This is a genomic window from Halomonas citrativorans (assembly GCF_014898005.1).
Lineage (GTDB): Bacteria > Pseudomonadota > Gammaproteobacteria > Pseudomonadales > Halomonadaceae > Vreelandella > Vreelandella citrativorans.
Map to the genome: position 1 here is coordinate 75919 of NZ_JABUYX010000005.1, position 26910 is coordinate 102828.

A 26910-nucleotide genomic window follows, 5' to 3' on the forward strand; every position below is an offset into this window, starting at 1 on the left:
ATCCCCGTAAATGTTAATGCACTTCCACCTGGTCACGTGTTCGTCTTGGCTCCTCCCCCACCAAGAAACGGCGTGAGTAGGTGGCCACTTGACCCAACCCATGGCGGGATTGGCTAACCAGCTCTCCCGCCAAATTCTCCCCGCGATTACCGATCACGGCTTGTACGGTTTGAGGCTGCACACTGGCTTCGGAAAGCTGCACCTGTACGATATAGCCACCATCCGGCAAACCGCTTCCTGAACCAAATGGACCGGCAATAAAGCCTCCGTCACTAACCCGCGCACGCGCCCTCCAGCGCACACGACTCACTTCGCGCTCGACAATAACCTGCACCTGCGCCTGATCAGGTAGATTGGTTTCTCCCTCCACCATCAGACGCCGATCAGGGCGCAAGGCAACCGATGTCGAAATAGCGACTTCCAAGGGTACGATGGTCGCAGGCTCTTCCGCTACAGAAGCGTCAGCCGGTTGCGTGCTGGTAGCTGTCTGTTCAGATACATTACTCGGCGGTTCATCTTCGGAACCGCTGCATCCTGCAGCCGACATCGTCACCACCATTAATAGGCCAAAGCCCGTTTGTCGCGTATACCCTGTTCGTAACTTACACATAGTGCTTCCTCAAAAACGGCGGCTTCCAGATTATCACTGCCACCTGCTGGCAGCAGTGAATTCGATCACTCATGAAGCATCAGGAAGAGGAGCGATGGCGGTCATAAGCAAGGTGCCGTTTGGGCTACTTCATTTCAAAGCCACGCTGAATCAAGAAGTCGCGCATATGGGGTCGTAGTTTGTTATCAAACAGCGGCTTCAGGTTTTGTGACCAATCGGTGTCTTTATTACCACTGCTACGCGACTGATAATACGCCTGCATGGTGTCATCAAACGCTTGCACCTGCGCACTGTCGTCGCTGTAGTAGTCTTCTTTTAAGATCGCTTCAACCGGCAGGCGGGGCTTTACCTCCGGCTCATGAGACGGATAGCCAAGGCACATACCAAATACAGGGTAAACATGCTCAGGCAGCTTTAACAGATCGCTAACCGCTTGGGGGTTATTGCGAATACCGCCAATATAACAGATGCCCAGCCCTTCTGATTCAGCAGCTGTCGCAACATTCTGCGCCATTAAAGCAGTGTCTACCGTGGCTACCAACAGCTGTTCTGTCATCCCTCGAACAACGTTGGAACCCGCCCGCTCAGATGCCTCGGTTGGGCGCTTCATATCAGCACAGAAGACCAGAAAGTCCGCACAGCTGGCAATATAAGGCTGGCCACCCGCTAACTCAGCAATCTGCTCGCGATTAGCCGGATTTGTAACATGAATAACCGTATAGGCTTGAACATGACTGGACGTTGCCGCTCCTTGACCCGCCTGGATAAGTTCGATCAGCAGCTCACGTGCAATCGGCTGATCCTTGAATTTTCGAACTGAACGGTGGGATTTCAAGAGTTTAATAACGTCGTTCATGGTACCTCGCCTTTATAAATCAGTATCGCTTATCAACACTAGAGTCGCACAGTCGCACGCTAATAGCCTACTGCTAAACGCTTTTATCCAATAAGCGCAAACATGGGCTTGCTTAGCGAAGCTGGCTGTCTTTACTACCTCGGCGATTATAGCTGCTAGCGTTCGACTGTTTTTTGTCGTGCTCGTTCTGGCAAACAACGCACAGCCGAACCCCGAGGACTGCAAGGCGGCGCGCCTCAGGAATCACCTCATCGCACTCTTCACAATACTTACGGCTTTTACCCTGCGGCAACCGACTGCGGGCAAGCTCGACAGCATCATCCAGTGTTCTTTCGATTTGCTCTTGTTCGGCACCCTCTTTTGCCCATCCGCCTGCCATTATTGAACTCCCTACTCGCTATTCTATCTATCAAGGTAGCAGCTATCGGCAGGTCACGAATATGCCACTAATGGAATCGCTTAGCGTTAAGAAATTTTCTTTACATACAAGGATGTTGTAGCGCTTCAGGCTATACTCTTTGATAATCCCCTGATGAAACATAACGATGCCAGGAAGCTGCCATGAATAACATTAAATCTGATGCCTATGGTCAAGAGTGGAATGCTGGACAATATGCGGAAAATGCCCATTTTGTTCCCAAATTAGGCAGTGACGTCGTAAAGCTGCTCTCGCCACAGCCAGGCCAGCGCATTTTGGATCTGGGCTGCGGCGACGGCGCATTAACCGAACGCTTAATGCATCTTGGTGCTGATGTATTAGGCATTGACTCATCAGAGGAAATGGTGACAGCCGCACGTCAACGCGGCGTTACTGCTCGCGTTGTTGATGCCCATGAGCTTCCGTTTGACCACGAATTTGATGCCGTTTTCAGTAACGCCTCACTGCATTGGATGCTGGACCCTCAGGCTGTTCTTTCTGGCGTTAAGCGTGCTTTAAAACCGGGTGGGCGGTTCGTGGCTGAGTTTGGCGGGCACGGTAATGTCGCGGCTATTTGTACCGCGCTCATTGCTTCGCTTCAGTTTCGGGGTATTAGCGCTCGCGGTCGGCACCCTTGGTATTTTCCGACCACGGAAGAGTACGCGCACCTACTGCAAACGGTTGGTTTTCAGGTAGATTCAATTGAGCTGCTTCCGCGCCCTACCGCGTTACCGGCGGGGATGACAGGCTGGCTTGAAACCTTCGCCAATCCGTTTTTACATGGATTAGAAGATGATCTTCGAGACTCAATTATGGATAACACCATGATTCTTCTTGGTCACAGCTTAAAAGATGGCCAAGGAAACTGGACAGCAGATTATGTCCGCTTACGCGTCTCGGCCCACGTATAACCTGTTACAGGCCGCCTGCCAGAGCAACATGCTTTGTAGCCCTGGCAGGCTCCAACCCCCATTCTTAAAACAGCTAGAGTAGTTAAAACAGTTAAAACGCGTCCCACTCCTCAGCTGCGCTCTCTTTAGCAATACTTTCTCTACCAACGCCCTCTTTGCCAACGCTCTCTTTTATGACGGCTGTTTTCGCAGGCAGTTGGTTTGATGAGGTGGCAGGTGCTTGCTCATCTAGCCGAAACGTCGCTATCAACGTGGCTAACTGCTGCGCCTGGTCTTCAAGCGCGCTGGCTGCACTACTGGTTTGTTGCACCAGGGCAGCATTTTGCTGCGTGACCGAGTCCATTTCAGTGAGTGCGGCATTAATCTGTTCAATGCCCCCATCCTGCTCACGACTTGCCGTGGATATCTCGCTCATCAACGTGGTCACCTGCCCAATCGCCTGCACCGTTTGTTGAATCGTATGTCCACTGCGTTCAGCCTGTTCCGCGCCGCCGTTAATTTGTGATGTTGTTTGCCCAATCAAGTCACGAATTTCTTTGGCGGAGGCGGCACTGCGCGTAGCCAATGAGCGCACCTCACTGGCAACAACCGCAAACCCACGCCCCTGCTCCCCGGCTCTAGCAGCTTCAACCGATGCATTAAGTGCCAGGATATTGGTTTGAAAAGCAATCGAGTCAATAACCCCGATAATGTCGTTAACGCGGCTTGCGCTGGCTGCAATGTCACGCATCAACTGTACCGTGCGCTGCACTTCTTCGCCGCTAGCTTCCGCTGATTGAGAGGCAGCAATCGACAGCTGGTCTGCAGTGTGAGCGGTTTCTGCGTTTTTGCTCACGGTCGCTGACATTTGCTCCATGCTGGAAGCTGTTTGCTGCAGCGCAGATGCCTGCTGCTCAGTGCGCGAAGAGAGGTCCTGGCTTCCCGATGAGATATCGCCCGCGCCATTAAAAACGCTCTCGCTACTACTGCGTAGAGAGTGCACCAGTGCTTTCAGCTTGGCCTGCATGTCCGCCAGGGCGCTGAACAATTGGCCCACCTCGTTACGCCCTCGCGCTTCAATGCGGTCGGTCAAGTCTCCTTCGGCAATGGTGGCAAAATGCGCTATTGCCTGGTTAAGTGGGCGCACGACGCTGTGCATCATGGCCATACGGATAATAGTGGCGGCCACTAACGACAGGATGAGCAGCGCTAACGCAATCACGCCGACCGTTTGGGTCAAACTCCCCACCTGCTCGATCACGCGCTGCCCCCGCGCTTCGGTGTAAGCGATAAAACCGTTCATGGCCTCATCCAGCCGTACACCACTCTCGCCTAATTCCTCCTGGTGACGCTGCACCTGGAACGGCGGAGCCTCCAATAGGGGCACAATGCCGTCGGTAACAAATGCCTCGTAGCTTAAAACAACAGCCTCACGGTAGCCGGCAAGCTCACTCTCTTCTGGCACCGACAGCGCACTGAATTCATCAAAATTCGCTTGGGCCATTGCTACGGCCTCAATCGCCAGTTGGAGGCTTTCCAGGCCTTTATCAGGATTGCCTTGCGTACTGAAGCTTGCAAAACGGTCCAGGAATGTTTGTGCTCTGAGTGCATTGACTTGGGTGCGGTTGGCAAGATTGGTTAACCGAACATTGACATCGGCTAACTCCTCAAGCGCTCGGCCGCTGGTGTGATTGGCATAAAACCCCAATCCACTTATCAGCCCTATCATCAATACCATCAGCGCGAGCGCTGCGGTCAAAGTCCACTTAATAGAGAGATGTCTCATCCAATTGATTCCCTTGCCGTTTATGGTTGTTTATTACTATCGGCAAGAGTAAACCAAGCTGAAGTACTTTATGTGCCACTATCGACCTATGTATAACTAAAAGGCATAAAAAAACCCACCATGGCTTAGGCCACGATGGGTAAGTACCGATGCTTTTTTAAGCAGCAGTATTTTTAAGGGTTGCCATATCAATCACGAAACGATAACGCACATCGCCTTTCGCCATGCGCTCAAACCCTTCGTTGATATTATTGATATCCAACATTTCGATATCACACGTGATGTTTTGCTCGGCACACAGTGTTAAAAGTTCTTGTGTTTCAGCAATGCCACCAATTAAAGAACCTGCCACGACACGACGCTTGAATACCAGATTGAAGGCTTCCACAGGAGGCTCGATAGGCTCCAGCAAACCAACAAGAATATGCGTACCGTCGTATTTAAGCGCCTTTAGGTAAGGGTTTAGGTCGTGCTGAACAGGTACGGTATCCATCATGAAGTCAAAGCTCTCAGCCACGGCTTCCATCTGTGCTGGGTCGCTTGAAACCACCACATGGTCGGCGCCATTACGCCTGGCTTCTTCTACTTTGGCATCGGAACGGGTAAAGACGGTCACTTCTACGCCAAGTGCTTTGGCCAGTTTCACAGCCATATGGCCCAAACCGCCCATACCGATAACGCCCAGCTTATGTCCTTTGCCGATACCAAAGTGCTTAAGCGGCGAATAAGTAGTGATACCTGCGCATAGAATAGGGGCTGCAGAGGCAAGGTCGATGCCATCAGGCATGCTCAACACGAAATGTTCGCTCACCACGATGCTATCGGAATAACCACCCTGGGTAATCGTGTCGTCCTGGCGGTCTTCACTACCGTAGGTCATGGTGGACCCTTCCAGGCAGTACTGTTCAACGCCATCGTTACAGGCACTACAGGTGCGGCAAGAATCAACCATGCAGCCAACGCCCACTAAATCACCTGCTTTAAAACGGCTCACCTGACTGCCTACCGAGGTGACTCGGCCTACAATTTCATGCCCCGGCACGACCGGGTATTGGCTCATGCCCCAATCGTTCTGAGCAAAGTGCAGGTCGCTATGGCAAACACCGCAGTAAAGAATTTCTATGGCGACATCATCGGCACGCGGTTGACGACGTTCGAATGAAAAAGGCGCTAACGGTTTATCCGCCGCAAAAGCAGCGTAGGATTTAGCTTGGCTCATCAGGTAAAACTCCTTAAATCGGTGATCCTCGTAACCGTGAGGACGCCTGACCATTATTCGCCGATTAAACCGCAATAACGATGAGCGAAGCTCCGTATTTTTTGCCTATTCCTCCAAATCAATGTGATGAAATAACAAAAACAAACCGATATTATGGCACTATTATCCGAATCCACCCATTTTTGCACGTTTCTGGCAGGTCTCCATGAGTTCGTTGCTTCCTACCTACCCGCCCTTGGCGCGCACTATTGCAGCGCTAACCCAGGCAGACGGCATCACCCAGACGCATCTACCGGGCGTCTCGCTGCTGTGTTTGGGGCGCCATCAAGCTCGCACTCCGTTACTGTACGAGCCCAGCTTGACCGTTATCGCTCTGGGCCGGAAAGTGGGCTATCTGGGAGATCGTGAAATTCACTACAACCCCGGCCACTACCTGGTACAGACCCTGCCGCTGCCGTTTGAGTGTGAAACTCATGGCTCACCCGAAGCACCTCTACTGGGTATTTCAGTAAAGCTGGATCCGCCCCTGTTAAGCGAGATGGTCATGGCTATGGGCGATGCCGGCGCACCCGCCCTTTCTCCCAAGCCCATGGCATCCGTTGCCATGACAGAAGGTATGCAGCATGCTGTTGCCCGCTTGGCAAACACGCTGAAATGCGAAACAGAGTGCGCGGTCATGGGGGTGTCGCGCATCCGTGAGGTGGTTTTCGAGGCGCTGAAAGGAGAACAGGGACCCGCACTCAGGGCGCTGGTGAACGGCCAAGGGCACTATTCACGCATTGTGCAGGTGCTATCGAAGCTTCACGTAAACTTCGCCGATGAGTTTACGGTTGAACAGCTGGCTCAGCGAGCCAGTATGAGCGTTTCGACGTTCCATCACTATTTCAAGCAGATTACTCGCGCCTCGCCTGCCCAGTACCTAAAGCGGCTGCGGTTGATAAAAGCCCAGCAGCTTCTGTCGCAGCAGGACCATAATGTCAACCAGGCGGCATTGGCGGTCGGCTATCGCAGCGTGCCGCAATTCAGCCGTGACTATAAACGCTACTTTGGTGAATCTCCCCTGCAACATCGCCGCCAAGAGCAGATGTTGCAAGGGTAGTTATCGCTTACTTGGCAAATATTTGGCTCTTGTCCTTAAACGCCTTGAACTCTAGCGCGTTGCCACAGGGGTCGAGCAGGAACATGGTGGCTTGCTCGCCCACTTCACCTTTAAAGCGTATGTAAGGCTCAATCACAAAGACGGTGTTGCGTGACGTCAAGCGCTCGGCAAGTGCTTCCCACTCCTCCCACTCTAAAATTACGCCGAAATGCGGCACCGGTACGTCGTGGCCATCTACCGGGTTGGTATGGGCATTCTCTTGGCTGGGCGTTTTAGGGTGGCCGTGAATTACCAGTTGGTGACCAAAAAAGTTGAAGTCGACCCAGTTGTCACTGGAGCGCCCTTCTTCCAGACCAAAAACGTCGTTGTAAAAAGCCCGGGCTAGCGCTACATCGTAAACCGGGATGGCCAAATGAAAGGGGGAAAGGCTCATAGTGGTCTCCTGCTCGCTATCGTTATGTAATGAGTGACACGAAGTGCCAACCCGCGATGGTCATCCTAGGCCGAGCCTTATAAAAATAAAATCAATATCTTTTTCGCCAATTCACAAATATTATTTATCAATGATACGAGAGCTTAAAACCCTAACAGCCGTCGCTCAAGAAGGTACCTTTGCCTCGGCAGGCCAGAAAATTGGCTTAACGCAAGCGGCTGTTAGCGCACAGATGAAACGGCTGGAAGCACAGCTGGGCGTTACCCTGTTTGCCCGAAAAGGGCGTGCGGCGGTATTAACGGCGCAAGGCCAGGACGTTCTTCAACAGGCGCATACCCTACTCGCCCTTTATCGGACACTTGGCGAAGCCAATACCGACAAGCCTGCCAGCACGCCGGTGAACATAGGCGCTATTGCCTCCATTCAGCGCTCGCTACTGCCCAGCGCCTTGGCTCGTTTTCACCGAGCCTATCCCGACTGCCGGAGCCGCGTGGTGCCGGGGCTCTCCATGGCGCTGGTCAATCAGGTGGATGCAGGCGAGCTTGATATGGCGGCCATTATTCGCCCGCCTTTCTCACTGCACAGCGATTTACGCTGGACACCACTGGCCCATGAACCTTACCGCCTAATCGTCCCGGCCTTAACGGAAGGCGATGATTGGCGCAAGCTGCTCAGCCGCGAGCCTTTTGTGCGTTACGACCGCACCTCGTTTGGCGGCCGCCAAGTCGACCGCTTTTTACGCGCCCAACACTGCCATGTGCATGAGCTGTGCGAGGTGGACGAGCTGGATACCATTATCCAATTGGTGGCCAACGGCGTGGGCATTGCCCTGGTGCCAGAGGTAGCCGCCCTGCAGCCCTGGCCACCAGCGGTGCGCGCCATCCCGCTGGGTGAACATACGTTTCATCGGGATGTAGGATTGACCCATCGTGCAAGCAGCCAGTTAAGTGCCCCAGCTCGCGCGCTTGCCCAGCTGACTTGTGAAGCTGCCAATCCTCACTATTGAATCCAAAAAAAACGCTAGCCCCTTAAAAAGGGGCTAGCGTTATCGACCGCACCTGACATGGCACGCTAGTGCGTTCAGGGCTTAAGCAGGCAAAACCTTACAGAACAACTTCTTCTGTTTCGGCGTCCTGCTCTTCGCTTTGTGCATCAGCGTTTTCGTCAACGCTGCTCTCATCAGAGGCTTCTGATTCAGGCTGCGCGTTTTCAACTTCCGCTTGAACGTCTGTGTCTGTTTCAGCAGCATTCATCGGCTCGTTCAGCTTAAGCGCTTCTGCCGTGTATACCCGCATTTCACGCAGCAGCTCCGGATTTTCAGAAAGACGCTGGCCGTAAGACGGTACGATTTCGGTCAGCTTTTCCTGCCACGCATCGCTTTGCACTTGCTCAGCAAACACGTTTTCCAGCAAATGCAGCATAATGGGTGGCGCGGTTGAGGCACCGGGTGAAGCCCCCAGAAGTGCAGCGATTGAGCCGTCTTTAGCACTTACCACTTCGGTACCAAACTGCAGCAGGCCGCCATGTTCAGGGTCGTTCTTGATGATTTGAACCCGCTGACCGGCGGTCCAAAGCTTCCAGTCATCGCTGTTCGCTTCAGGGAAAAAGTCCTGCAGCGCTTCAAAGCGGTCGTCATCGGACATCATTACCTGGCCCACCAGGTAGCTCACCAGATTAAAGTTATGCAACCCCACCTGGGTTGTCGGCCAGATATTGTTAAATGTTATGGAGCCAAACAGGTCGGTCCAGGAGCCTTCTTTCAAGAACTTGCTTGAGAACGTGGCAAATGGGCCAAAAAATAGCGCAGGCTCGCCATCCAGGTTGCGGAAGTCCAAGTGCGGAACCGACATCGGCGGAGAACCTTCACCGGCTTTGCCATACACTTTGATCTGGTGCTGGGCGACAACCTCAGGGTTGGTGGTGTAAAGGAACTGGCCACCCACCGGGAAACCGGCGTAAGCGTCCGCTTCCGGAATACCGGATTCCTGAAGCAGCGGCAGCGCAGCACCGCCCGCACCAATGAACACAAACCGGGAATCGATGGTGGTTTCATCACCGCTTTCCAGGTTTTTGATCGTCACGTGCCAGGTATCGTCGTCATTACGCTCAAGACCGCGCACTTCACTGTTAAGCGAAAGCGTGAAGTTATCGCTATCGCCCAGGCCTTCAACCATCTGGCGAGTCTGCGCGCCGTAGTTCACTTCCGTCCCCATCTGCATACGAGTCGCGGCAACCGGCGTGTTCTCATCACGACCAGCCATCACCAGCGGCATCCACTCAGCGATTTCCTGGCGATCTTCCGAGTATTCCATGCCTTCATAAAGCGGGTTTTCGGTCATGCGTGCGTAGCGTTCGCGCAGGAAAGCGACATCGTCTTCCCCCCACACCAACGCATGATGCGGCACCGAATTAATAAAGGCTTTCGGGTCACTCAGGATGCCCTGATCGACCTGGTGGGCCCAGAACTGGCGGGAAATTTCAAACTGCTCGGTAACGTTAACCGCACGCTCAATTTCAACGTGGTCGCCATCACCCGGCGTATAGTTCATTTCCATGAAGGCAGAGTGACCGCTGCCTGCGTTGTTCCAGGCATTGGAACTCTCTTCAGCGACCTGGCCCAAGCGCTCGTAAAGATGGATATCCCAGTCGGGTTCTAATTCTTGAAGATAGGTACCTAGTGTGGCGCTCATGATGCCGCCACCAATTAATACAACATCAACAGGCTCATCCGCCGCAACGGGCATCGCTGCAAACGCTAAAAGCGGTGTGCAGAGTAAAAAACGTAAATGTTTATGCATGTCATATCCTGACGATACAGAAATAACTTGCCGAAGCTATAATTGCCCGGCATCGAGGGGGGGTATTGACTTCGACCAAAGTCTAGCAAAATTAGATCTTTTCGGAAACCAATGCGATAGACACGCACAAAGGAAAGTAAGACATGAGACCTGAAGACCTTGAAAAACTGGTAACTCGCACCATGCCGTTTGGCAAACACCAGGGCTGGCTCATTGCCGACTTGCCGGGGCCCTACCTTAACTGGTTTGCGCGGGAAGGTTTTCCATCGGGAGAGATTGGCCAACTGCTGCAGCTAATGCAGGAAATTGACCATAATGGGTTAAGCGACTTGCTGGAGCCGTTACGAAAGCCGTCCAAGTAAGATTACGCGTTTGAGCGCGACGCCAATACCTGCTGATATTCATGACGATACGCCTTGGCATGTTGCGTGGTGTCATCGGGGAAGCGCCCCAGCGCTACGGCCAGCTCAAAAAAACCAGCAGCGGGCATATTATCGCCCCGGCGGCTTACCACCAGCGCGGCGATAAACGGCTGATGGGCAGCAGCATCATCGCGCATAAGCTGCTCTAGCGCCTGAGCCACCCGCTGAATAGTACGTGGAGGTGTCAGACCCAACGCCGCAGCCACTTGCTGATAGGTGATCGGTAATGTTTTTTCGGGTGCCGTGGTGAGTAATTGGCGCACAGCAGTCGCAACATCTGTCATAAAAAATCCTGTTAATGCCTGTATCACGTACTGTCTTTATCGCTACTCACTATCACGCTGAGACGGTCAGTGATTAGTGAACCTGGCGGCGCCTAGAGCGGCCTTCACGCACGAGTATCTCCTCAGCATCCAGCGTCGCAATCGGTATCTCGTGCTGAGTGGGAATATCTCCCGTTAGTTGAAGCGCCTGATAGCGTAGCGCACACACGCGTAAAAACGAGGTGAAGTTGCCCAAGTCGTGTCCGGCATCGATAGATTCATGATACAGGCGAGTAATCAGTTGAGCCGTATTCATACCATCACGCGTGGCGATCTCTTCCAAAATGAGCCAGAAGTAGTGCTCCATTCGCACGCTCGTCACCATGCCATCAATACGCAGTGAATGCGTCGCACTGGACCATAACTCAGGATTGGCGTGAATAAAGAGTTTGCACATGGGGGTGATCTCTTAACGTTCAGATAAGCCGTTAGCATAGCGAGCAAATACACTACGCGCCTAATGTCTGTTAGGTGCATGTCTGTTAGGCGCGTAAGCTTTGCTTTGTATGATGATGCTAACGGCCCAGCGCTCACTGGTTTAGCAGCGCCATAAATTGACCAAGCCAAGCCGGGTGGGCTGGCCAAGCGGGCGCCGTCACCAGATTGCCATCGGTTACCGCCTCGCTTACTTCAATGCTGGCGAAATGTCCGCCTGCCAACTCAACCTCTGGCTGGCAAGCCGGGTATGCAGAACACTGCCTGCCTTTGAGCACGTTTGCAGCGGCTAGCAATTGCGCGCCGTGGCAAATCGCAGCGACAGGCTTATTGGCTTCAAAAAAGTGCCGAACCATCGCCAACACATCTTGATTCAAGCGTAGGTATTCCGGAGCACGTCCGCCGGGCACCACCAGAGCATCATAGTCAGCGGGATCAATACGCTCAAAATCAGCATTGAGCGCAAAGCGGTGGCCAGGTTTTTCAGAATAGGTTTGATCACCTTCGAAATCATGAATCGCTGTCGCCACGGTGTCGCCCGATGCCTTGCCAGGGCAAACGGCATCAACCTGATGACCAACAGCCATCAATGCCTGGAAAGGCACCATGGTCTCGTAATCTTCAGTAAAGTCGCCGGTAATCATCAGAATGCGCTTGCTGGTCATCTCCGTACTCCTTCTTGTTTTGTCGTTGTGCACACGTTGCATGTGCCCAACAAGCCTAGCAAGCGCGTTTTCGATAGCGGTAGTACGCCATTACTACACTGATTTTTTTATAGCGAAAGCACGCGGTCAAACCGGCAAATGCATAATGGCACGCTTTATGTGGCGCTCTTCAAGCCATAATTTGCCAAGGGTAAGGGGAAGCTTAAATCGTTACTATGTGATGCTCAGGCTCAACGCACCAAGTCACTAATACGTTCCTTACCGTTCAAGAGCGTGAACTCCTTGTCTTTCAACGCAGGTGTTTTCACAACGTGCAGCAAGGCATGGGCAACATCTGCCCGGGTAATGGATTGTTCAGGAGATGTCTCCATTGTCCCGGCAAACCCGTGCGTTGCCTTCTCGTCAGTCAAGGGGCCTGGTTTAAGGATGACATGGGGAATCTTGGCAAAACGTAGATGGCTATCCGCTGCAAACTTGGCGGCCATGTAAGGGCGCATCTTTTCGGGTGCTTCAAGCGGATGTTCTGCGCGAATAGCACTCACCATAATATAGCGATCAAGCCCTTTTTCACTGGCGATATCAGCGGCTCTGATAGCACCATAAAGGTCAATTATGAGCGTTTTATCCGGTCCAGTATGCGGGCCTGAGCCAGCAGTAAAAATCACCTGATCGCAATCCTCGAAGGCGTGTTCAAACTCATCCTCAAGATCAGCCACAATGATGGGGATCTGACGCTCGCTGAACCACTCTGCTTGGCTTTCATCCCGGATCATTGCCTTAATCGGCTCCCCAGCCTGTTGGGCGAGTTCACAAAACTGTTTACCAATCTGCCCATTGGCACCTATTACTAATGTGGTCATGTTGCCTCTCTGGTTTAGTTCATTCACGGACTATTGCTTAATCAGTGCAGCCAGCGCCTGGATAAATCAACCCCTGAAACGTAAAACAGCGAATGCACCATGGATGCATTCGCTGTTAGCAAGCAACACGATGGCGCTAAGTCAGTCGTGCAGGCACCTCTTTATAAGGCAAGGAACGTACTTGCTGCCCCGCGTTACCGCTCACCTGAAAGCGGCTTACCAGCAGATGCATATCGCCAGCTCGCGCATCAAGTTCGTGGCTTGCGCTTGAAGCATCCTGAACCAAACGGACATTTTGATGGGTTACCTGATCCAGCTGTGAAATCGCCTGATTAATCTGCTCTATACCCGTCGACTGCTCCTGTGTGGCATCGGCAATTTCTGTTACATAACGAGTCACTTCTGACAGGCTATCGATGATTTCTTGAAGGTGCGTGCTGGACGCATTAACCAGTTGCTCGCCTTCACTGACTTTGGCCACGCTGTCAGCCACCAAGTGACGAATTTGCGCTGCCTCATCGGCACTGCGACCGGCAAGTTTACGCACTTCCTGGGCGACTACGGCAAAACCACGGCCTTGCTCCCCTGCGCGCGCAGCCTCCACAGAGGCGTTTAGCGCCAGCAAGTTGGTTTGAAAGGCAATATCATCAATGGCTTTAATGATCGAGGTGATTTTCTCACTCGCTTCACGTATATCCCCCATCGCCGCCGTTGTACGTTTGGCGACATCCCCCGCTGAGCGTGCCCGCTGATCGACACCGCCACTGGCACCTTTTGCCTGATCTGCATAGTCGGCTGTCTGCTTCACGGTAGAGGTGATTTGCTCAAGACTGGAAGCCGTTTCGGCTAGCGAGGCGGACTGCTGATCCGTGCGTTGCGACAGGTTCTCGTTACCCGAAGCAATTTGTCGGCTGCTTTCGGCAATCGCCTCAGCGCTTTCACGTACTTGGGCGACCATACCTTCAAACGTGTCCATCATACGGTTGAACGCTTGGGCAGTTTGGCCGACTTCATCGTTTCGCTGTAGATCAAGACGTTGTGACAAATTGGTATTTTCGCCACCTGCGCCGCTAATGTTCTCCATTTGCCGACGCATGGCCACCAGCGGGCCAAGTACACGTACCAGCGTACGCCAGCCAAAAATCGCCAGCAGAGCGACAACACCTAACGTGACGGTGATCAGCAGAGTGAGCCCGGCGGCGGCCAGTGTTTCTGCCTGGCCAACCGCATTGTCCGCCTGCGCCGCCGCATATCGCTCTACGTCGCTCAGCGTCTGCTCTATTTGTGCCATAGCGCTTGCCACGTTCGCTAGCGCCTCCTGAACCTGGCGACTTAATTCCAGCTGCTGTTCACGGAGCCGGTAAACTGACACGGCGTCAGCGATCATCACGCTTTCCAGCTGGTTAATGTCCTCTCTCAAGGCATTGACCATCGCTATCTGGCTTCTTTCTGAATCAGGTGCGTCATTAATCGCCGTTAACCAGTCACGCATCTGAGTGAACTGGGGTTCGATAGCGTTCTGACGCAGCGTAGACAGCGCCTCGGCATCTGTGGCCTGCACCATTTGATGGCCATAACCCGCCAGCAATGCCAACGCAGTGCTGACATTCGCGCTGTAACGGCTGATATCCGTGCCTTCAACCACCAGACTATCCAGCACCGTTGTGGGTAACGTGGTCATGCCATCCTCACGCCACGCTTCCATTAACTCACGCTGCTCACTCTGATAGCGCTGCTGGTTAATCACTGAGACGTTAGCCACTTCTTCAGCACTGCTCATGGCATTACTGATTAACGTCTCCATTTGCGTCAACGTAGTGGCCGTGTCTGCTTTTAGGCCAAGCTCCGTCTGGCGGGCCGCTTCAAGCGCTGCGTCACCCACACGTAACGCATCGTACTCATTGTTCAGGTTTTCCAGCTGTCCTTGGAGCCCCTCTTCTCCTAATCCCCGACGAGCTTCCAGAAAACGCTGATTAAGTGTCTCTTCCGTGACAATGCTGTCCAAGTCAGACGCGCTTTCTGCAGCGAGCAGTTCGTTATGACGCTGGCCGAAGGCCGCCACGGTGAGCACCAAACGACGACTGGCATCCTGAAGAGGCAGTACATCGTCGGTAATAGTGTGTTGAACGTTGATTAGCCGCTGGTTGGTAAACCAGCCGGTCACGGCAAGCGCAACCGCGCCCAACATGGCCACAATAAAGAGGCTGATGAGCATGGTACGTATACTTAACGTCTTTTTCATTATGCGTGTTCGCTTGTGTCAGAAGTCATGCAGGAGCGTCTACTTTTGGTGAAAAAGTACCACTAGCCAGGCGGTCAAGGATAACCGTTACAACCAAAACCGGACATTTATTTTCTAAAAAAAACCGTCAGTTAAGGTGTATTTCCCTTTTTGAATTACGTGATCCAGAAGCCTACAGGACTTAATATCGGCAACAAGCGGCTTAACTATAATCGCTCGTTCGCTGCCCCTTGATTACCAAGCAAGAGCGGAGTATCACGTTGTTTCAGCCTCGCTTTAGCGTAAGGCCTTTTAGTGTTGCTACATACTTAGAGAAAAGGAACGATTCAATGAATATCGTGATACCTGATGATTACCAGGACTGTGTACGCCATTTGGATGCCTATGCAATGCTCAACGGGCACAACGTAACTATTTATCACGATACGCTGACCGATGTTGAGGCGTTGGTGGCACGGTTTTATCACGCGGATGCGCTTGTGTTAATTCGTGAACGTACCCCTATCACTGCAGCGCTGCTTGAACGCTTACCCAATTTAAAAGTGATTAGCCAAACCGGGGGCGGCGCGGCCCATGTCGACCTAAAAGCGTGTCAGCAACAAGGCGTTACCGTTATGACAGGTAAAGGCTCGCCCCACGCGGCGGCCGAATTAACCTGGGGGCTGGTACTTTGTGGCATGCGCCACCTGCCTGAAGAAGTAGAAAACCTTAAAGCTGGCCGCTGGCAGCGAACCCTGGGCACCGGGCTAAAAGGCCGCACAATGGGGATTTTTGGCTTGGGAAAAATTGGTAGCCTGGTGGCCCGGTACGCGCAGGCATTTGAAATGAACGTGCTGGTATGGGGGCGAGAAGGCACCAGAGCTCGAGCCATGGACGCCGGATTAACGGTTGCCGAGAGCCAGCAGGATCTCTTTAAACGTGCCGATGTCCTTAGCCTACATCTGCGCCTAAACGATGAAACGCGGGGCATTGTGACCGCTGACCATTTGGCCTGCATGAAACCCACAGCGCTTCTGGTAAACACTAGCCGCGCACCGTTAATTGCATCAGGTGCATTAGTCAGCGCCCTCGAAGCAGGCAGGCCAGGACGCGCGGCGGTTGATGTTTTCGATAGCGAACCGACCTGCGACGATCCTCTGCTCACCCTGCCCAACTGCGTAGCGACGCCTCACTTGGGTTATGTCGAAAAAGATAGCTACGAGCTCTACTTTGGTGACGCGTTTGCGAATGTCGTCGCGTTTAGCAACGGTGAGCCGGTCACTAATCTCGCCTCTTAAATCCTGTCGCTGCGACCACCTCTGTGTCAAGTGTGCTAGCCTTATTACTCACCTGTGACACAGAGGACTTGATGCTCACTATTTCCAACCATGTTGCCTTGGCCGACTGGGAAATTGATATTAGCCAAATTCGCGCTCAGGGTGCAGGCGGTCAGAACGTCAACAAAGTGGCGTCAGCGGTACACCTGCGCTTTGATATTTCACGCTCTACCCTGCCGCCGTTTTATAAAGAGCGTTTGATAGCACTCAATGATCAACGCATCAGTAAAGAGGGTGTGGTGATTATCAAGGCGCAAAGTTATCGCACGCTGGAGCTTAATAAAGAAGATGCCCTTGCTCGCCTGAAAGAATTGATCATCAGCGCGACTCGGCAGCAAAAGGTACGCCGCCCGACAAAACCCACCAAAGGCTCCCAGCGACGCCGCGTTGACCATAAGACCCGCAAAGGTAAAATCAAATCGCTACGTGGTAAAGTTTCGTCTTCGTAAGCGCTATTGAGTCAATTGAATTGCGCATGACCACCGTTTCTCGACCGTTCTCTCCTTGCATCCAGCACTGCCAGCTAGACAGACACGACAAATACGTGCCAAGGCTGTGGTCGTACGCTGGATGAAATTGCCTATTGGGGCCAAATGACCGAGGCCGAAAAAGCCCCGGTCTGGGAGCGCCTGGAAGCGCAAGGCTATATCGATATCGCGTTAACCGAGATTAGCCACCCGACTCAACAGAGCAGTGATTAACAGGGTATTGATTAACAGATTAGTGGTTAACAGAGTGGCGGTCGCTCAAAATATGGTGCAGCTCACCGCAGGAAACCAGAGGGTCATCACAGTTGATCACGATATCCGACTGAGCCAGCACATAGCTGCGCCCGGTAATCGTATTTTCAACCACCTGGTAGGCGCCTTCCTGATGAGTCCCTGTAAACGTGCCAATAAACCCGGTTTCACGTAGCGAGACCGTTTCCAGTTTATCCCCTATGTTGAGTCGACCTTCGTAGTTCATTAACGCGAGCCTGGCGGAAGTGCCGGTGCCGGTAGTACTGCGACAAATCACCCCGGGGTGCACATAGGTTGTTGAACGAGAGCGTACATAGCCTTCACCCACTTGCTCTTCGGGGCCCATAAAATGCAGGAAAGGCAGCGGACCTACATCACCCAGCGTGTAGTGGGAAAAGCCGCGTTGAGCTTGCAAGGCCTCAACAATTTTATGCGCACAGGCCGAAAGCGCCTGCTCTTCTTCACGAATAAGCTTAAAACCAAGCTCGGCAGCATCCACTAACGCGTAAAAGCCGCCGCTATAGGCGACAGAGTACGTCACGGTGCCGATACCAGGCACCTGGATGGTATCGCGGTAAGTATCAATATAGCTGGGTAAACCTTCACAGGTAACCGACTCGACCACGCCGTTATGCACACGCGCCTCGATACGTACCAGGCCTGCCGGGGCCTCCAACGAAAACTGCTGAATGCCTTCCTGCTTAGGCACAATCCCACACTCAAGCACCGCGGTTGCCGTACACAAGGTATTGGAGCCTGAATAGATCGGGTAGCCCATCACTTCCATAATGATATAACCTGCGGCGGCCTCGGGGTGCGTCGCTGGTACCAGTAAGTCCACCGACATCTCCGGAATACCGTAGGGCTCTTCCAGCAGCAAGCGACGCAAGCCATCGGCATCGTCGCGCAGGTACTCCATTTGCTCCCGCACCGTGGCGCCCGGCAGAGCATCAATCCCGCCCGTTACGATTCGGCTGACATCGCCACCCGCATGAGTATCCATTAATTGAAGCGTATGGATATTTTTCAAAGGCGTTGCTCCTGAGCGTTTGTTAGTGCAAAAGGTGCGCCGTGAGTATTCCACTGGGCATCCGGTACAATGACAATTTTGCCGAGATAATTGCTGCCCCGATTAACAAAATAGCGCTCGGCGTCATGCAGTTCAGAAAGCTTGAACGCCGCATGGAGAACGGGCTTGAGTTCACCACTACGAATCCAGGTGATTAGCTGCTCGGCTTCTTCACGAGTACCGTGAGAAACGCCAAATATCTGCACCTGGTAAAGGTAAATACGCGTCCACATGATCTCACTGAGATTACCGCCGCTGGCCCCTGCGATGGAAAGGCGCGGATAGGATTGGCGGTGCTGCATATCAACAATCATGGTATCGATAAACAGATCAGTCATCTCGCCGCCGACCAAGTCCATCACCGCATCAATTGGCTTTCCGCCAGTAGCTTCTAAGACGCGGTTAACAAAGGTCGGCAGGTCGCCACGGTCAATAACGGCTTCGGCGCCTAACGCTTGCAGCGCAGCGGCTTTATCAGGCTGACTGACCGCATAAGGAACGGCACCGATAATACGGCACAGCTGAATGAGCGCGGTGCCTACGCCACCACTGGCACCGCTTACCAACACGCGCTCGCCAGCCTTGATGTGTGCCGAGGTCATCATATGGTACGCCGTTTGATAGGAGCACATGCCCATCGCGGCTAGCTCAGCGTCGCTGAGTTCGGGATTATCAATGGAGTGGAACTGGTCTGCGGGTACCGCAATATACTCAGCGTAGCCGCCATCGGCCCCATGGCCGTAGTAGTCGGGAGTGAGATTGATATCCCGGCGCTCATCCGCATAAATATTGAAATCAAGCAGGCCACGCTGGCCAACCCGCTTAGCATCCACGCCTTCGCCTACCGCTACGATACGCCCGGCTACATCTGCCCCCTGAATACGCGGAAACGTTAAGGTGGGCGTGCCACCCATGGCAAAGGACGTCACGTCGCCTTTCTCTTTGGTGGGATACAGGCCTTCACGCGCTTTACGGTCGGTATTGTTTTTCGCGGTCGCCGTCACCTGGACCAGAACATCACTTGGGCCGGGTAACGGCGTTTTGACGTCTTTACGGTAATGCAGTTGTTCGACGCCACCATGCCCGACCAAGAGCATGGCAGCCATCGTAGAAGAAACGGCGGTAGATTCAGGCATTGTCAGGCTCCTTGATACAAAGGAATAAGACTAGCCGACCATAGCAAACTCTTGCTACCCCTTAAACGCCTGCTGAATTAGAACCAGCCCTTTCGCCTGAACACCCAAATCAGCACGCCACCGATTCCTGCCATCATGCCTAAAATGAAGAAGTAGCCATAGCGATAGTGCAGCTCCGGCATATAGTCAAAGTTCATCCCGTAGATACCCGCAACAAACGTTAACGGAACAAAAATCGCCGTAATGACCGTTAGAACGCGCATTGTAATGTTCAGTTGGTGCGACGAGATTGATATGTAACCGTCTACTAAATCACCGCAAATGTCGTAATACATCTGAGTAAGCGTATAAAGCCGCTCAAAACGTTCGGCAACATCGTTAATGGCATGCAGCGTTTCACTTTCCTCACGCGGGACGTGCTCATAGTCGTAGACAGTTAACTCTTGGGTAATCCCTTTATGATAATTAAACACGCGCCGCATCTTAACCAGCCGGGAGCGGTACATGGTAATTTTGCGCATTAATACATCGTTACCATTTTCATGTAACTCATCTTCTAAATCGCTTAATTCCGCTTCAAATTCAAGCAGGCTATCAATGTAATACCCAGCAGAGATATACATCACCTTGAGCGCCACCTGCTCCGGTGATTTCGCTAATAACGTCTTACCGTGCTCCTTAAAGAGCCGCTCAATGCTCATGGCAACGCCTGGATGTAGCGTCACTAGAAAGCACTCACCAATAAAAAAGCAGACCTGCTGAGGAACAAAGTTTAGCTGGGCATCAAAAGATGAAATACCGCGGTAAATAATCAGTGCGTGGTTATCAAACTCTTCTATTTTGGGTGGTACACGCTCCTTATGGGCATCCTGAATAGCCATGGGGTGACACTCAAATTTACCCAGTAGCCGCTCAGCAGATTCTGCTGATTCCCCCTGCATATCGATCCATATATGACTGCCGGGGGTATTCTGCCATGTGACAAAAAGCTCTTCGTTCCCTTCATGGGTTTCGCCATCAGGGGTCGTCAAAATACTGCGAATCATAACTGTCCTTGGTTCCAGGGAGTTCTTGAATACGCTAATAACACGCTTACCACCGTGGAAGCTAACAACGCACCTAGAAACGGCGCTAGTGTGGGTACACTGTTCGGAAAGCTTGCCGCCATTATCCCTTCGCTTATGCTGGCGTGGCTCATCCACCCAGGCAAGATCGCACCCAATAGACCCGCCATGCCGCCACCGATAGCCGCAAGAGGCGTCATGCGCCGCCACAAGCCCAGCAGCACGGGCACCACGGTTGCAGCGCAGACTAAATCAGCGATTAAAAAAAGACGTAAAACAGACACACCCTGAAGTGCGACAACCACGACAGGCACCATAAGCAAAACGGTCATCCAACGTGTGAGCGCGATAGAAACGCTTGGCTGTTCACTGCGCGACACGATCAGTGAGGCAATACCGCTTTGTAGCGTATCTACGCTGGACGCCACCAATGTAACGGCAAGCACTAGTGCCGTTATAGCTAGCCAGGGTGGCGCGTTATTGAGCAGTGCAAAAAAAGGCATGGGCGGTTCGCCCAGCGGAACACCGTTCATGGCAGCAAGCATACCCAAACCGCCAATCACCATAACGATCATGACCGTGGCGCCCCCTCCTGCCCAAGCCCCGCGGGCCAAACTTTGGTCATCACGTGCCGCCCATACCCGCTGCCAGTAGCCCTGGTGAAACAAGTTCGCTGCGGTAACCGCGATGACAAGCGTTAGTGCCACACTAAGCGCATCAGAAGTGGCGATAGAGGGCCATGTCGCACTGCTCGGCATGGCAGGCAAGTGCCAAAGGGTGACACTGGAAACCACCACTAACAGTGCAAGCAGCAACCATGCCTGCCAACGGTCAGTGGCCAGGCTTGCGCGCAGCCCACCGCTTACCGTGTAAAGCAACGTAGTGAGCGTTACTCCAATAATCACCCAGCTCGACGGAACATCAGAAAGCAGCGAGGTGATCGCTCCAATAGCGGTTAATTCAGCGGCTAAAAAGCAGGCCATATACACCACGGAAACCAGCGTTACCCAGTGGCGTACGCCGCGCCCATAGCACGCCTCGGCAAACTCAGCGATGCTCCGCCCCTCAGGGAGAGCCCGGCGTATAGACGGACCATAAAAGCCAAGGACGATAAAAGGCAGTGAGGAGCCAAGGGCATAGCCTGCCAAGGCCAATGGGCCAATAAAAGCGCCAATTTCTGGCGGCGCAAACAAAATCCAGGCCCCCATACCAGATGCAACAAAAGAGAGCCCTAGCGTGGTGCTGGTTTGTGAATTACGAGCGGTTACAAAGTCATCCAATGAGCCTTTACGCCCACGGGCTTTAAGGCCTAAAAATGCAAAGCAACAGAGCGCCGCGCCCAGCACGGCTGACGTTAGGTATGGCATGTCGCACTTCCTCCGCCGGTACTAACCGGTTCAGGTTCCAGGGTCTGCGTCATAGCATTCTCAGCCACGCAACGTGGCTCCCCTGGCGACAGTGAATTGAGAGCGTATCCTGATGTAAAGCGAGCTAACCGCCAAAATGAGCAGCTACTCGCGCCGTATCCTAGCCGCTAAATAGCTAACAGGAAAACGGTTTACTTCTGCTATTCATTCGCTACAACGTTGTCTAGACTAACAAAAGCTGCTGTACACTGAGTCAAAGCATTACAAAATAAAAGTAGCTTACCGCCATTAGTGTTATAAAACATTAGTGTTACAAGCGTCGCACAGGAGAATAAGCGACGCGCTTACAGGAAACCAATATGTCATACACCGAAGCCAAGGAGCATACGCAAGGGCGGCTCAATACTCTGTTTGCTGACCCCTACCGTGCGTTTGAAAACAATACCGATGAGCGCCAGCTTCACGTTCGCGTAATGCTTTATATGCTACTGGCCCGCCCCATGTCACGAGGAGACATGACGCTACGCGTGATCCATGGCTGGGAGAACGGTAGCTGCGAGCCTGGCGACTTACAGCATGCTGACTACGTTTTAAATACGCTAGATGATGTAAAGCGCGCGGTAAAAGACTTCGACCAGGCCACGAAGCAAAACGCTCCGCTACCCTCTGAAGACCCTGCCATTTTGGCGATGCCTTTAGCAAATGTGATCGCCGATGCCAAAGCCGAAGGGCAAGCGGTCACCGACGATATACCCAAAACGCCCGCACGCTGGTCTGCGCTTGAAGGCGGCTTGGCACTTTATACGCTTTTTAAAATGTATCACCGGTTGGTGTATGGCGAGGACGATGTCTACCGCTGCTCCCAATGCCAAACGGCCTTAGGCCCGCGTGAAATTCATGAATTTCATCTAGAGGAGAGTGAGTTCGCCCTTTTAGTGCCCCTTGTCGGACAGCCAAAAGAGGCGCCGTCTCTACTCGTATTGCATGAAAGCCAACTTAAGCCGATTGAAAAGCTACTGGAAGAAAGCTTGAGCCTGCTGAATGATTTTTAAGCCTTGAGTACAACAACGTCACTGGCCCCCACAAGAGCCAGTGACTGCTTAGTAAGTAAGCGTTAGCTTAATGCAATAGTACTATTGATACCGCTTGAAACGTTTTCAGGCTCAAACCAGCGTGCCGTTACCGTTTTGGTTTGTGTCCAGAAGGCGATCGCCTGTTTGCCATTTGGCCCTAAATCACCGAGCTTTGAAGCACGTGAGCCAGTGAAGCTGAAATAGGCAACCGGCACCGGGATTGGCACGTTGATACCCACCTGCCCCACGTCTATATCAGTTTCAAAGCGTCGCGCCACCCAGCCAGAATTCGTGAAGATAGACGTGCCGTTGCCGTTAGGATTAGCATTAATAAACGCAATTGCTTCGTCGAGTGTTTCCACGTTGACAACGCAAAGTACCGGCCCAAATATCTCTTCACGGTAAATGGTCATCTCCGCAGTCACATCGGTAAATAACGTCGGCCCCACAAAATTGCCCTTCGGATAATCGCGTACCTGGCAGTTACGCCCGTCAAGCAATAGCGTTGCGCCCTCCTTTTCACCGGTCTCGATAAGACCTAACACACGCTCCTTGGCGGCAGGCGATACCAGCGGCCCTAAATCGGCATCCTGTTGGGTGCCAGGCCCCACTTTCATCTGGCCTGCAGCATCCACAATATCATCAATCCATTGTCGCGCCTCACCGACCAGCACCACGACCGAATTAGCCATACAGCGCTGGCCTGCGGCGCCAAATGCTGAGCCCAGCAGATTGTTGATGGCTTGGCTGCGATTTGCGTCGGGCATAACCACACAGTGGTTCTTCGCCCCCATCATCGCCTGCATACGCTTACCCGCATCTGCCGCCCGCTTGTAAAGCAATGAGCCGACGTGGGTTGAGCCAATAAACGATAGCGCTTTAATCGTTGGGTGATCGACAATCTGGTTGGCAACCTCAGGACCGCCGTGCACCACGTTCAACACCCCAGCTGGCACACCGGCTTCATGGGCAAGCTCCACCAAGCGCATGGTCGAGCTGGGATCCTGCTCAGAAGGCTTCAACACAAAGGTGTTGCCTGTCGCGATGGCCAGCGGAAACATGAAACAGGGCAGCATGATCGGGAAGTTAAAGGCCGTAATACCGGCCCCTACGCCTAGCGGCTGATGTAGCGTATAAACATCGACGTCGCTTGCCGCGTTCTCGGCCACCTCTCCTAGCTGGAGCGAGGTAATCGAGCAGGCGTGTTCGACCACCTCCAGACCTCGCCCTACTTCACCTTTGGCATCTGGCAACGTTTTGCCATGCTCTTCGGTGATTAAGGCGGCTAGTTCATCGGTGTTGTCACGAATCAGTGCCTGCAACGCCAGCATAATACGCATGCGCTTTCCAAGCGGTACCTTGCGCCACTCTCTAAACGCATGATGGGCGCTTGCAATCGCATGCTCTACTTCTTCTGCCGTGCAAAAAGGCACCCGGGCAACCACCTTTTGGGTCGCCGGATTAACCACATCACGCCACTCCTGGCTTTGAGACAGGACGGCTTGACCATCAATGATCATGGGAATTTCGCGAACGGCCATTACGCTTGCTCCTGATTATGATTGTGTTTGTAACAGTGGCAGTCTCTATAGCTGCCCCAGGGCCAAGAACAGGGTATATCAGCAAGTAAACGTCAACTAACGATTAGTAACAACCCCGATTAGCGATGACAAGACTCCAATGACAGTGCAAACGCATGTTTACCCCCTTGACCTCCCCTCTCAATAAGGGATGATAATACAGCGCACCCAGGAGATGTCTCTTTGCCTCAGCAATACATGCCCACCGCTATGACGTCTCTCCGGCTTGGCCAAGTGGGCCTATGGAGTCTGGCGCTATTGCTGTGGTGCGCCGCTCCCCACGAGGTGATGCCGCGGGCTGCTGAGCCAAGTCATCACTCAGCCCTGGAAGACCACACCAAACCGCTGATCGTGCTGGCTAACCCACTTAATCGCCTTAGCCTGGACCATGACAAGCGACGCCAAAACCCGGTAGTAATTCAAAATGATACCGGGGTGGCTCTGCCCGCCCATGAAAGATGGCCTGGTATTGCGCCTGCCGTTTATCACTGCGTATTGAATACCCTTGGCTCATCGAACCCAGGCTTACCAGGCGGCCTTCCTCCCTGCAGAGCACCACCCTACGCTTAACAAATAACGACGGTTAACAGAGGTGCATAACGCCTCTTTGCCACATACATGACACCAGGCATTTATTATTAAAAGGTCTGGCCATATCAAGTTATTTCAGGAATCGTGCGTATGTTTCTGGTGGACCAACTTATTTTACTAGCAGCCATCCTGCTACTGGTCGGCATTATTTCAAGCAAGCTGTCAGCTCGCTTGGGTATGCCGGTACTCGTACTGTTTTTAGGAACCGGTATGCTTGCGGGGGAAGCAGGCATTGGCGGTATCGACTTTAATAATCCTGGTTTGGCACACGCGCTGGGCACGTTGGCACTGGCAATGATTTTGTTCGATGGCGGCTTACAAACGCCCCTCGCCTCAATCCGCCTGGTGTGGAAGCCAGCCTCGCTATTGGCCACGCTCGGCGTTTTGATCACATCAATGGTTACCGGGGTCGCTGCTGCTTATATTCTAAACCTCCCCCTGTTGGATGGTTTATTACTAGGCGCCATCGTCGGCTCCACCGACGCCGCTGCGGTTTTCTCATTACTGCGTAATGCTGGCATCCATATTAATCAGCGGCTCAAGTCTACGCTTGAAATTGAAAGCGCATCCAACGACCCGATGGCGATTTTCTTAACCATCGGATTACTTGAAGTACTGGTTAACGATATGCCCCTTGGAGTGGGCCTGTTAAAACTCTTTATCCTGCAAATCGGGGTAGGTGGCGCCGTCGGCTTGCTGGTCGGCTGGGCAGCCGTTCAACTTATTAACCGTATTCATCTGGTCACATCGGGCCTTTATCCCGTTCTGGTTGCGGCATGCGGGCTCTTCGCCTTTGGCGTTGCTGCGAACCTTGGAGGCAGTGGCTTCCTGGCGATTTTTATTGCAGGCGTCATGATCGGCAATCGCCCGATTGCCTTTCAGCGCAGCACGTTTTTGTTTCATGACGGATTAGCGTGGATGAGTCAGATCGTCATGTTCGTGGTGCTTGGGCTGCTGATTAATCCTGTTTCCCTACTGGATGTATGGCTGGAAGGCCTGATGATTGCGGCTATATTAACCTTGGTGGCTCGCCCTCTCGCCGTCACTCCCATTCTTAAACTGTTCGGTTTTACGAACCGCGAAACCGGGCTGGTTGCCTGGGTAGGCCTGCGTGGATCAGTGCCCATTATTTTGGCTATTTTCCCACTGATTTTCGGCCTGGAAGGCGCTGAACTTATCTTCAACGTGGTGTTCTTCGTGGTATTAATTTCTGCCACTATTCAAGGCACTACGCTGCCCTACCTGGCGCGTAAACTGAAACTTACCGAAGCACCGCCTGTTGTGCCTGCCGCCAGCCTGGAGATTACCTCATTGGAGGACGTTGACGCCGACATTGTGGAATATCGGCTAGGTGACTTTACTCGTGCAGCCAACCGTCGTTTATCGCAACTCGCACTGCCTGACGGCACAGTGGTGGCCATGATCACCCGTGGCAAAGACGTTATCCCACCGCGTGGGTCCACCCAATTACAGCCAGGCGATCACTTGTTTGTCGTGCTGCGTCCACAGGTTCTGCCGTTTGTTGACTGTATTTTTGCGGAGGGAGCCACGGTCGACCACTACCAACTCCCCAATCAAATATTGCATCTGAAAGGCAACACCAACGTCGACGAAGTATTTAACTCCTATGGCATTACGCTAGACCGTGATATGCACTGCACATTAGACGCGCTTCTGCGTGAGCGATTGACGGACGAACCACGCATAGGTGACTCAATAGCGTTGGAAAACGTGACCCTCTCCGTTCAAGGCGTACTTGATGGGCGCATTACCACGGTAGGTTTGACCATCAGTCAGCCAGAACTCACTGTAGAGCAACACCCCGCCTGATACCCATACGTAAAGGCCACCCGCTATTAACGGGTGGCCTTTTGAAATACTTCAACGTGCTGCAAAAATGTCCTGCAAGAATCGTATT

The 26910-nt window shown here is 52.9% G+C and carries 26 protein-coding genes and 1 riboswitch; of the genes, 9 read left to right on the top strand and 17 right to left on the bottom strand.

Annotation, left to right across the window (positions count from 1 at the left end; all coding sequences use genetic code 11):
• Positions 1 to 13: 13 nt before the first annotated feature.
• From INT20_RS07990 to INT20_RS08000, 3 genes are all read right to left on the bottom strand, one after another.
• On the bottom strand, positions 14 to 610 hold the full coding sequence (locus INT20_RS07990; protein ID WP_226912096.1) for a hypothetical protein: 597 nt from the start codon (positions 608 to 610) through the stop codon (positions 14 to 16).
• A gap of 124 nt (positions 611 to 734) precedes the next feature.
• Positions 735 to 1466, bottom strand: a complete 732-nt coding sequence (nfsA, locus tag INT20_RS07995) for an oxygen-insensitive NADPH nitroreductase (protein WP_172117213.1) — start codon at positions 1464 to 1466, stop codon at positions 735 to 737.
• 112 nt (positions 1467 to 1578) lie between these two features.
• Positions 1579 to 1845 (bottom strand): DksA/TraR family C4-type zinc finger protein, encoded by a 267-nt coding sequence (locus INT20_RS08000; protein ID WP_193056755.1) that lies wholly within the window; start codon positions 1843 to 1845, stop codon positions 1579 to 1581.
• Between the two features lie 182 nt (positions 1846 to 2027).
• Here INT20_RS08000 and INT20_RS08005 point away from each other — a divergent pair, with 182 nt between their 5' ends.
• Positions 2028 to 2795: a class I SAM-dependent methyltransferase gene (locus tag INT20_RS08005; protein WP_172117215.1), complete on the top strand. Its 768-nt coding sequence runs from the start codon at positions 2028 to 2030 to the stop codon at positions 2793 to 2795.
• Positions 2796 to 2886: 91 nt separating this feature from the next.
• Here INT20_RS08005 and INT20_RS08010 read toward each other — a convergent pair whose 3' ends face one another.
• Positions 2887 to 4560, bottom strand: coding sequence for a methyl-accepting chemotaxis protein (locus INT20_RS08010; RefSeq protein ID WP_193056756.1), 1674 nt, complete (start codon positions 4558 to 4560; stop codon positions 2887 to 2889).
• Between the two features lie 157 nt (positions 4561 to 4717).
• Positions 4718 to 5779, bottom strand: coding sequence for an NAD(P)-dependent alcohol dehydrogenase (locus tag INT20_RS08015; RefSeq protein ID WP_193056757.1), 1062 nt, complete (start codon positions 5777 to 5779; stop codon positions 4718 to 4720).
• A 205-nt stretch (positions 5780 to 5984) separates the two neighbouring features.
• Here INT20_RS08015 and INT20_RS08020 point away from each other — a divergent pair, with 205 nt between their 5' ends.
• A complete protein-coding gene (locus INT20_RS08020) occupies positions 5985 to 6878 on the top strand; it encodes an AraC family transcriptional regulator (protein WP_193056758.1) in 894 nt (297 codons plus the stop codon).
• Between the two features lie 7 nt (positions 6879 to 6885).
• Here the strand turns inward: INT20_RS08020 and INT20_RS08025 are convergent, their stop codons facing one another.
• The gene (locus INT20_RS08025) at positions 6886 to 7311 is read right to left on the bottom strand and encodes a VOC family protein (RefSeq protein WP_193056759.1); all 426 of its coding nucleotides are present in this window, start codon (positions 7309 to 7311) and stop codon (positions 6886 to 6888) included.
• 130 nt (positions 7312 to 7441) lie between these two features.
• Here INT20_RS08025 and INT20_RS08030 point away from each other — a divergent pair, with 130 nt between their 5' ends.
• A complete protein-coding gene (locus INT20_RS08030; RefSeq protein ID WP_193056760.1) occupies positions 7442 to 8317 on the top strand; it encodes a LysR substrate-binding domain-containing protein in 876 nt (291 codons plus the stop codon).
• Positions 8318 to 8414: 97 nt separating this feature from the next.
• Here INT20_RS08030 and mqo read toward each other — a convergent pair whose 3' ends face one another.
• The gene (mqo, locus tag INT20_RS08035; protein ID WP_193056761.1) at positions 8415 to 10109 is read right to left on the bottom strand and encodes a malate dehydrogenase (quinone); all 1695 of its coding nucleotides are present in this window, start codon (positions 10107 to 10109) and stop codon (positions 8415 to 8417) included.
• Positions 10110 to 10252: 143 nt separating this feature from the next.
• On the opposite strand from mqo, the gene INT20_RS08040 reads away from it, so the two are divergent.
• The gene (locus INT20_RS08040; RefSeq protein WP_172117222.1) at positions 10253 to 10471 is read left to right on the top strand and encodes a DUF3820 family protein; all 219 of its coding nucleotides are present in this window, start codon (positions 10253 to 10255) and stop codon (positions 10469 to 10471) included.
• A gap of 2 nt (positions 10472 to 10473) precedes the next feature.
• On the opposite strand, the gene INT20_RS08045 is transcribed toward INT20_RS08040, so the two are convergent.
• From INT20_RS08045 to INT20_RS08065, 5 genes are all read right to left on the bottom strand, one after another.
• On the bottom strand, positions 10474 to 10815 hold the full coding sequence (locus INT20_RS08045; protein WP_193056762.1) for a hypothetical protein: 342 nt from the start codon (positions 10813 to 10815) through the stop codon (positions 10474 to 10476).
• A gap of 73 nt (positions 10816 to 10888) precedes the next feature.
• Complete coding sequence (locus tag INT20_RS08050) at positions 10889 to 11251, bottom strand: ribbon-helix-helix domain-containing protein (protein WP_193056763.1); 363 nt, start codon at positions 11249 to 11251, stop codon at positions 10889 to 10891.
• Positions 11252 to 11384: 133 nt separating this feature from the next.
• Positions 11385 to 11954: a DJ-1/PfpI family protein gene (locus tag INT20_RS08055; RefSeq protein ID WP_193056764.1), complete on the bottom strand. Its 570-nt coding sequence runs from the start codon at positions 11952 to 11954 to the stop codon at positions 11385 to 11387.
• 230 nt (positions 11955 to 12184) lie between these two features.
• Positions 12185 to 12814, bottom strand: coding sequence for an SDR family oxidoreductase (locus tag INT20_RS08060; protein ID WP_193056765.1), 630 nt, complete (start codon positions 12812 to 12814; stop codon positions 12185 to 12187).
• A 136-nt stretch (positions 12815 to 12950) separates the two neighbouring features.
• Entirely contained in the window at positions 12951 to 15056 is a 2106-nt protein-coding gene (locus tag INT20_RS08065) for a methyl-accepting chemotaxis protein (protein ID WP_193056766.1), read from the bottom strand.
• A gap of 329 nt (positions 15057 to 15385) precedes the next feature.
• Between INT20_RS08065 and INT20_RS08070 the strand changes: the two genes are divergently transcribed.
• The gene (locus INT20_RS08070; RefSeq protein ID WP_193056767.1) at positions 15386 to 16333 is read left to right on the top strand and encodes a D-2-hydroxyacid dehydrogenase family protein; all 948 of its coding nucleotides are present in this window, start codon (positions 15386 to 15388) and stop codon (positions 16331 to 16333) included.
• A 71-nt stretch (positions 16334 to 16404) separates the two neighbouring features.
• Positions 16405 to 16821 carry an alternative ribosome rescue aminoacyl-tRNA hydrolase ArfB gene (gene arfB / locus INT20_RS08075; protein WP_172117229.1) on the top strand — a complete coding sequence of 139 codons (417 nt, stop codon included), beginning with the start codon at positions 16405 to 16407 and terminating at the stop codon, positions 16819 to 16821.
• Positions 16822 to 17092: 271 nt separating this feature from the next.
• Here the strand turns inward: arfB and INT20_RS08085 are convergent, their stop codons facing one another.
• From INT20_RS08085 to INT20_RS08100, 4 genes are all read right to left on the bottom strand, one after another.
• Complete coding sequence (locus INT20_RS08085) at positions 17093 to 18142, bottom strand: proline racemase family protein (protein WP_193056768.1); 1050 nt, start codon at positions 18140 to 18142, stop codon at positions 17093 to 17095.
• Positions 18139 to 19317: a zinc-binding dehydrogenase gene (locus tag INT20_RS08090; protein WP_193056769.1), complete on the bottom strand. Its 1179-nt coding sequence runs from the start codon at positions 19315 to 19317 to the stop codon at positions 18139 to 18141. The genes INT20_RS08085 and INT20_RS08090 overlap by 4 nt, the downstream gene beginning before the upstream one ends.
• Positions 19318 to 19394: 77 nt before the next feature.
• On the bottom strand, positions 19395 to 20363 hold the full coding sequence (gene corA / locus INT20_RS08095) for a magnesium/cobalt transporter CorA (protein ID WP_193056770.1): 969 nt from the start codon (positions 20361 to 20363) through the stop codon (positions 19395 to 19397).
• Positions 20360 to 21748, bottom strand: a complete 1389-nt coding sequence (locus tag INT20_RS08100) for an SLC5/6 family protein (RefSeq protein ID WP_193056771.1) — start codon at positions 21746 to 21748, stop codon at positions 20360 to 20362. The genes corA and INT20_RS08100 overlap by 4 nt, the downstream gene beginning before the upstream one ends.
• Positions 21738 to 21842: riboswitch (TPP riboswitch) on the bottom strand. (Overlaps the previous gene by 11 nt.)
• A gap of 265 nt (positions 21843 to 22107) precedes the next feature.
• On the opposite strand from INT20_RS08100, the gene INT20_RS08105 reads away from it, so the two are divergent.
• Positions 22108 to 22800 (top strand): hypothetical protein, encoded by a 693-nt coding sequence (locus INT20_RS08105; RefSeq protein WP_193056772.1) that lies wholly within the window; start codon positions 22108 to 22110, stop codon positions 22798 to 22800.
• A 62-nt stretch (positions 22801 to 22862) separates the two neighbouring features.
• Here INT20_RS08105 and INT20_RS08110 read toward each other — a convergent pair whose 3' ends face one another.
• Positions 22863 to 24362: a CoA-acylating methylmalonate-semialdehyde dehydrogenase gene (locus tag INT20_RS08110; protein ID WP_193056773.1), complete on the bottom strand. Its 1500-nt coding sequence runs from the start codon at positions 24360 to 24362 to the stop codon at positions 22863 to 22865.
• 222 nt (positions 24363 to 24584) lie between these two features.
• Between INT20_RS08110 and INT20_RS08115 the strand changes: the two genes are divergently transcribed.
• Together INT20_RS08115 and INT20_RS08120 are read left to right on the top strand one after the other, a co-directional pair.
• A complete protein-coding gene (locus INT20_RS08115; protein ID WP_193056774.1) occupies positions 24585 to 24971 on the top strand; it encodes a hypothetical protein in 387 nt (128 codons plus the stop codon).
• 111 nt (positions 24972 to 25082) lie between these two features.
• Positions 25083 to 26822 carry a potassium/proton antiporter gene (locus INT20_RS08120; protein ID WP_193056775.1) on the top strand — a complete coding sequence of 580 codons (1740 nt, stop codon included), beginning with the start codon at positions 25083 to 25085 and terminating at the stop codon, positions 26820 to 26822.
• Positions 26823 to 26910 lie beyond the last annotated feature (88 nt).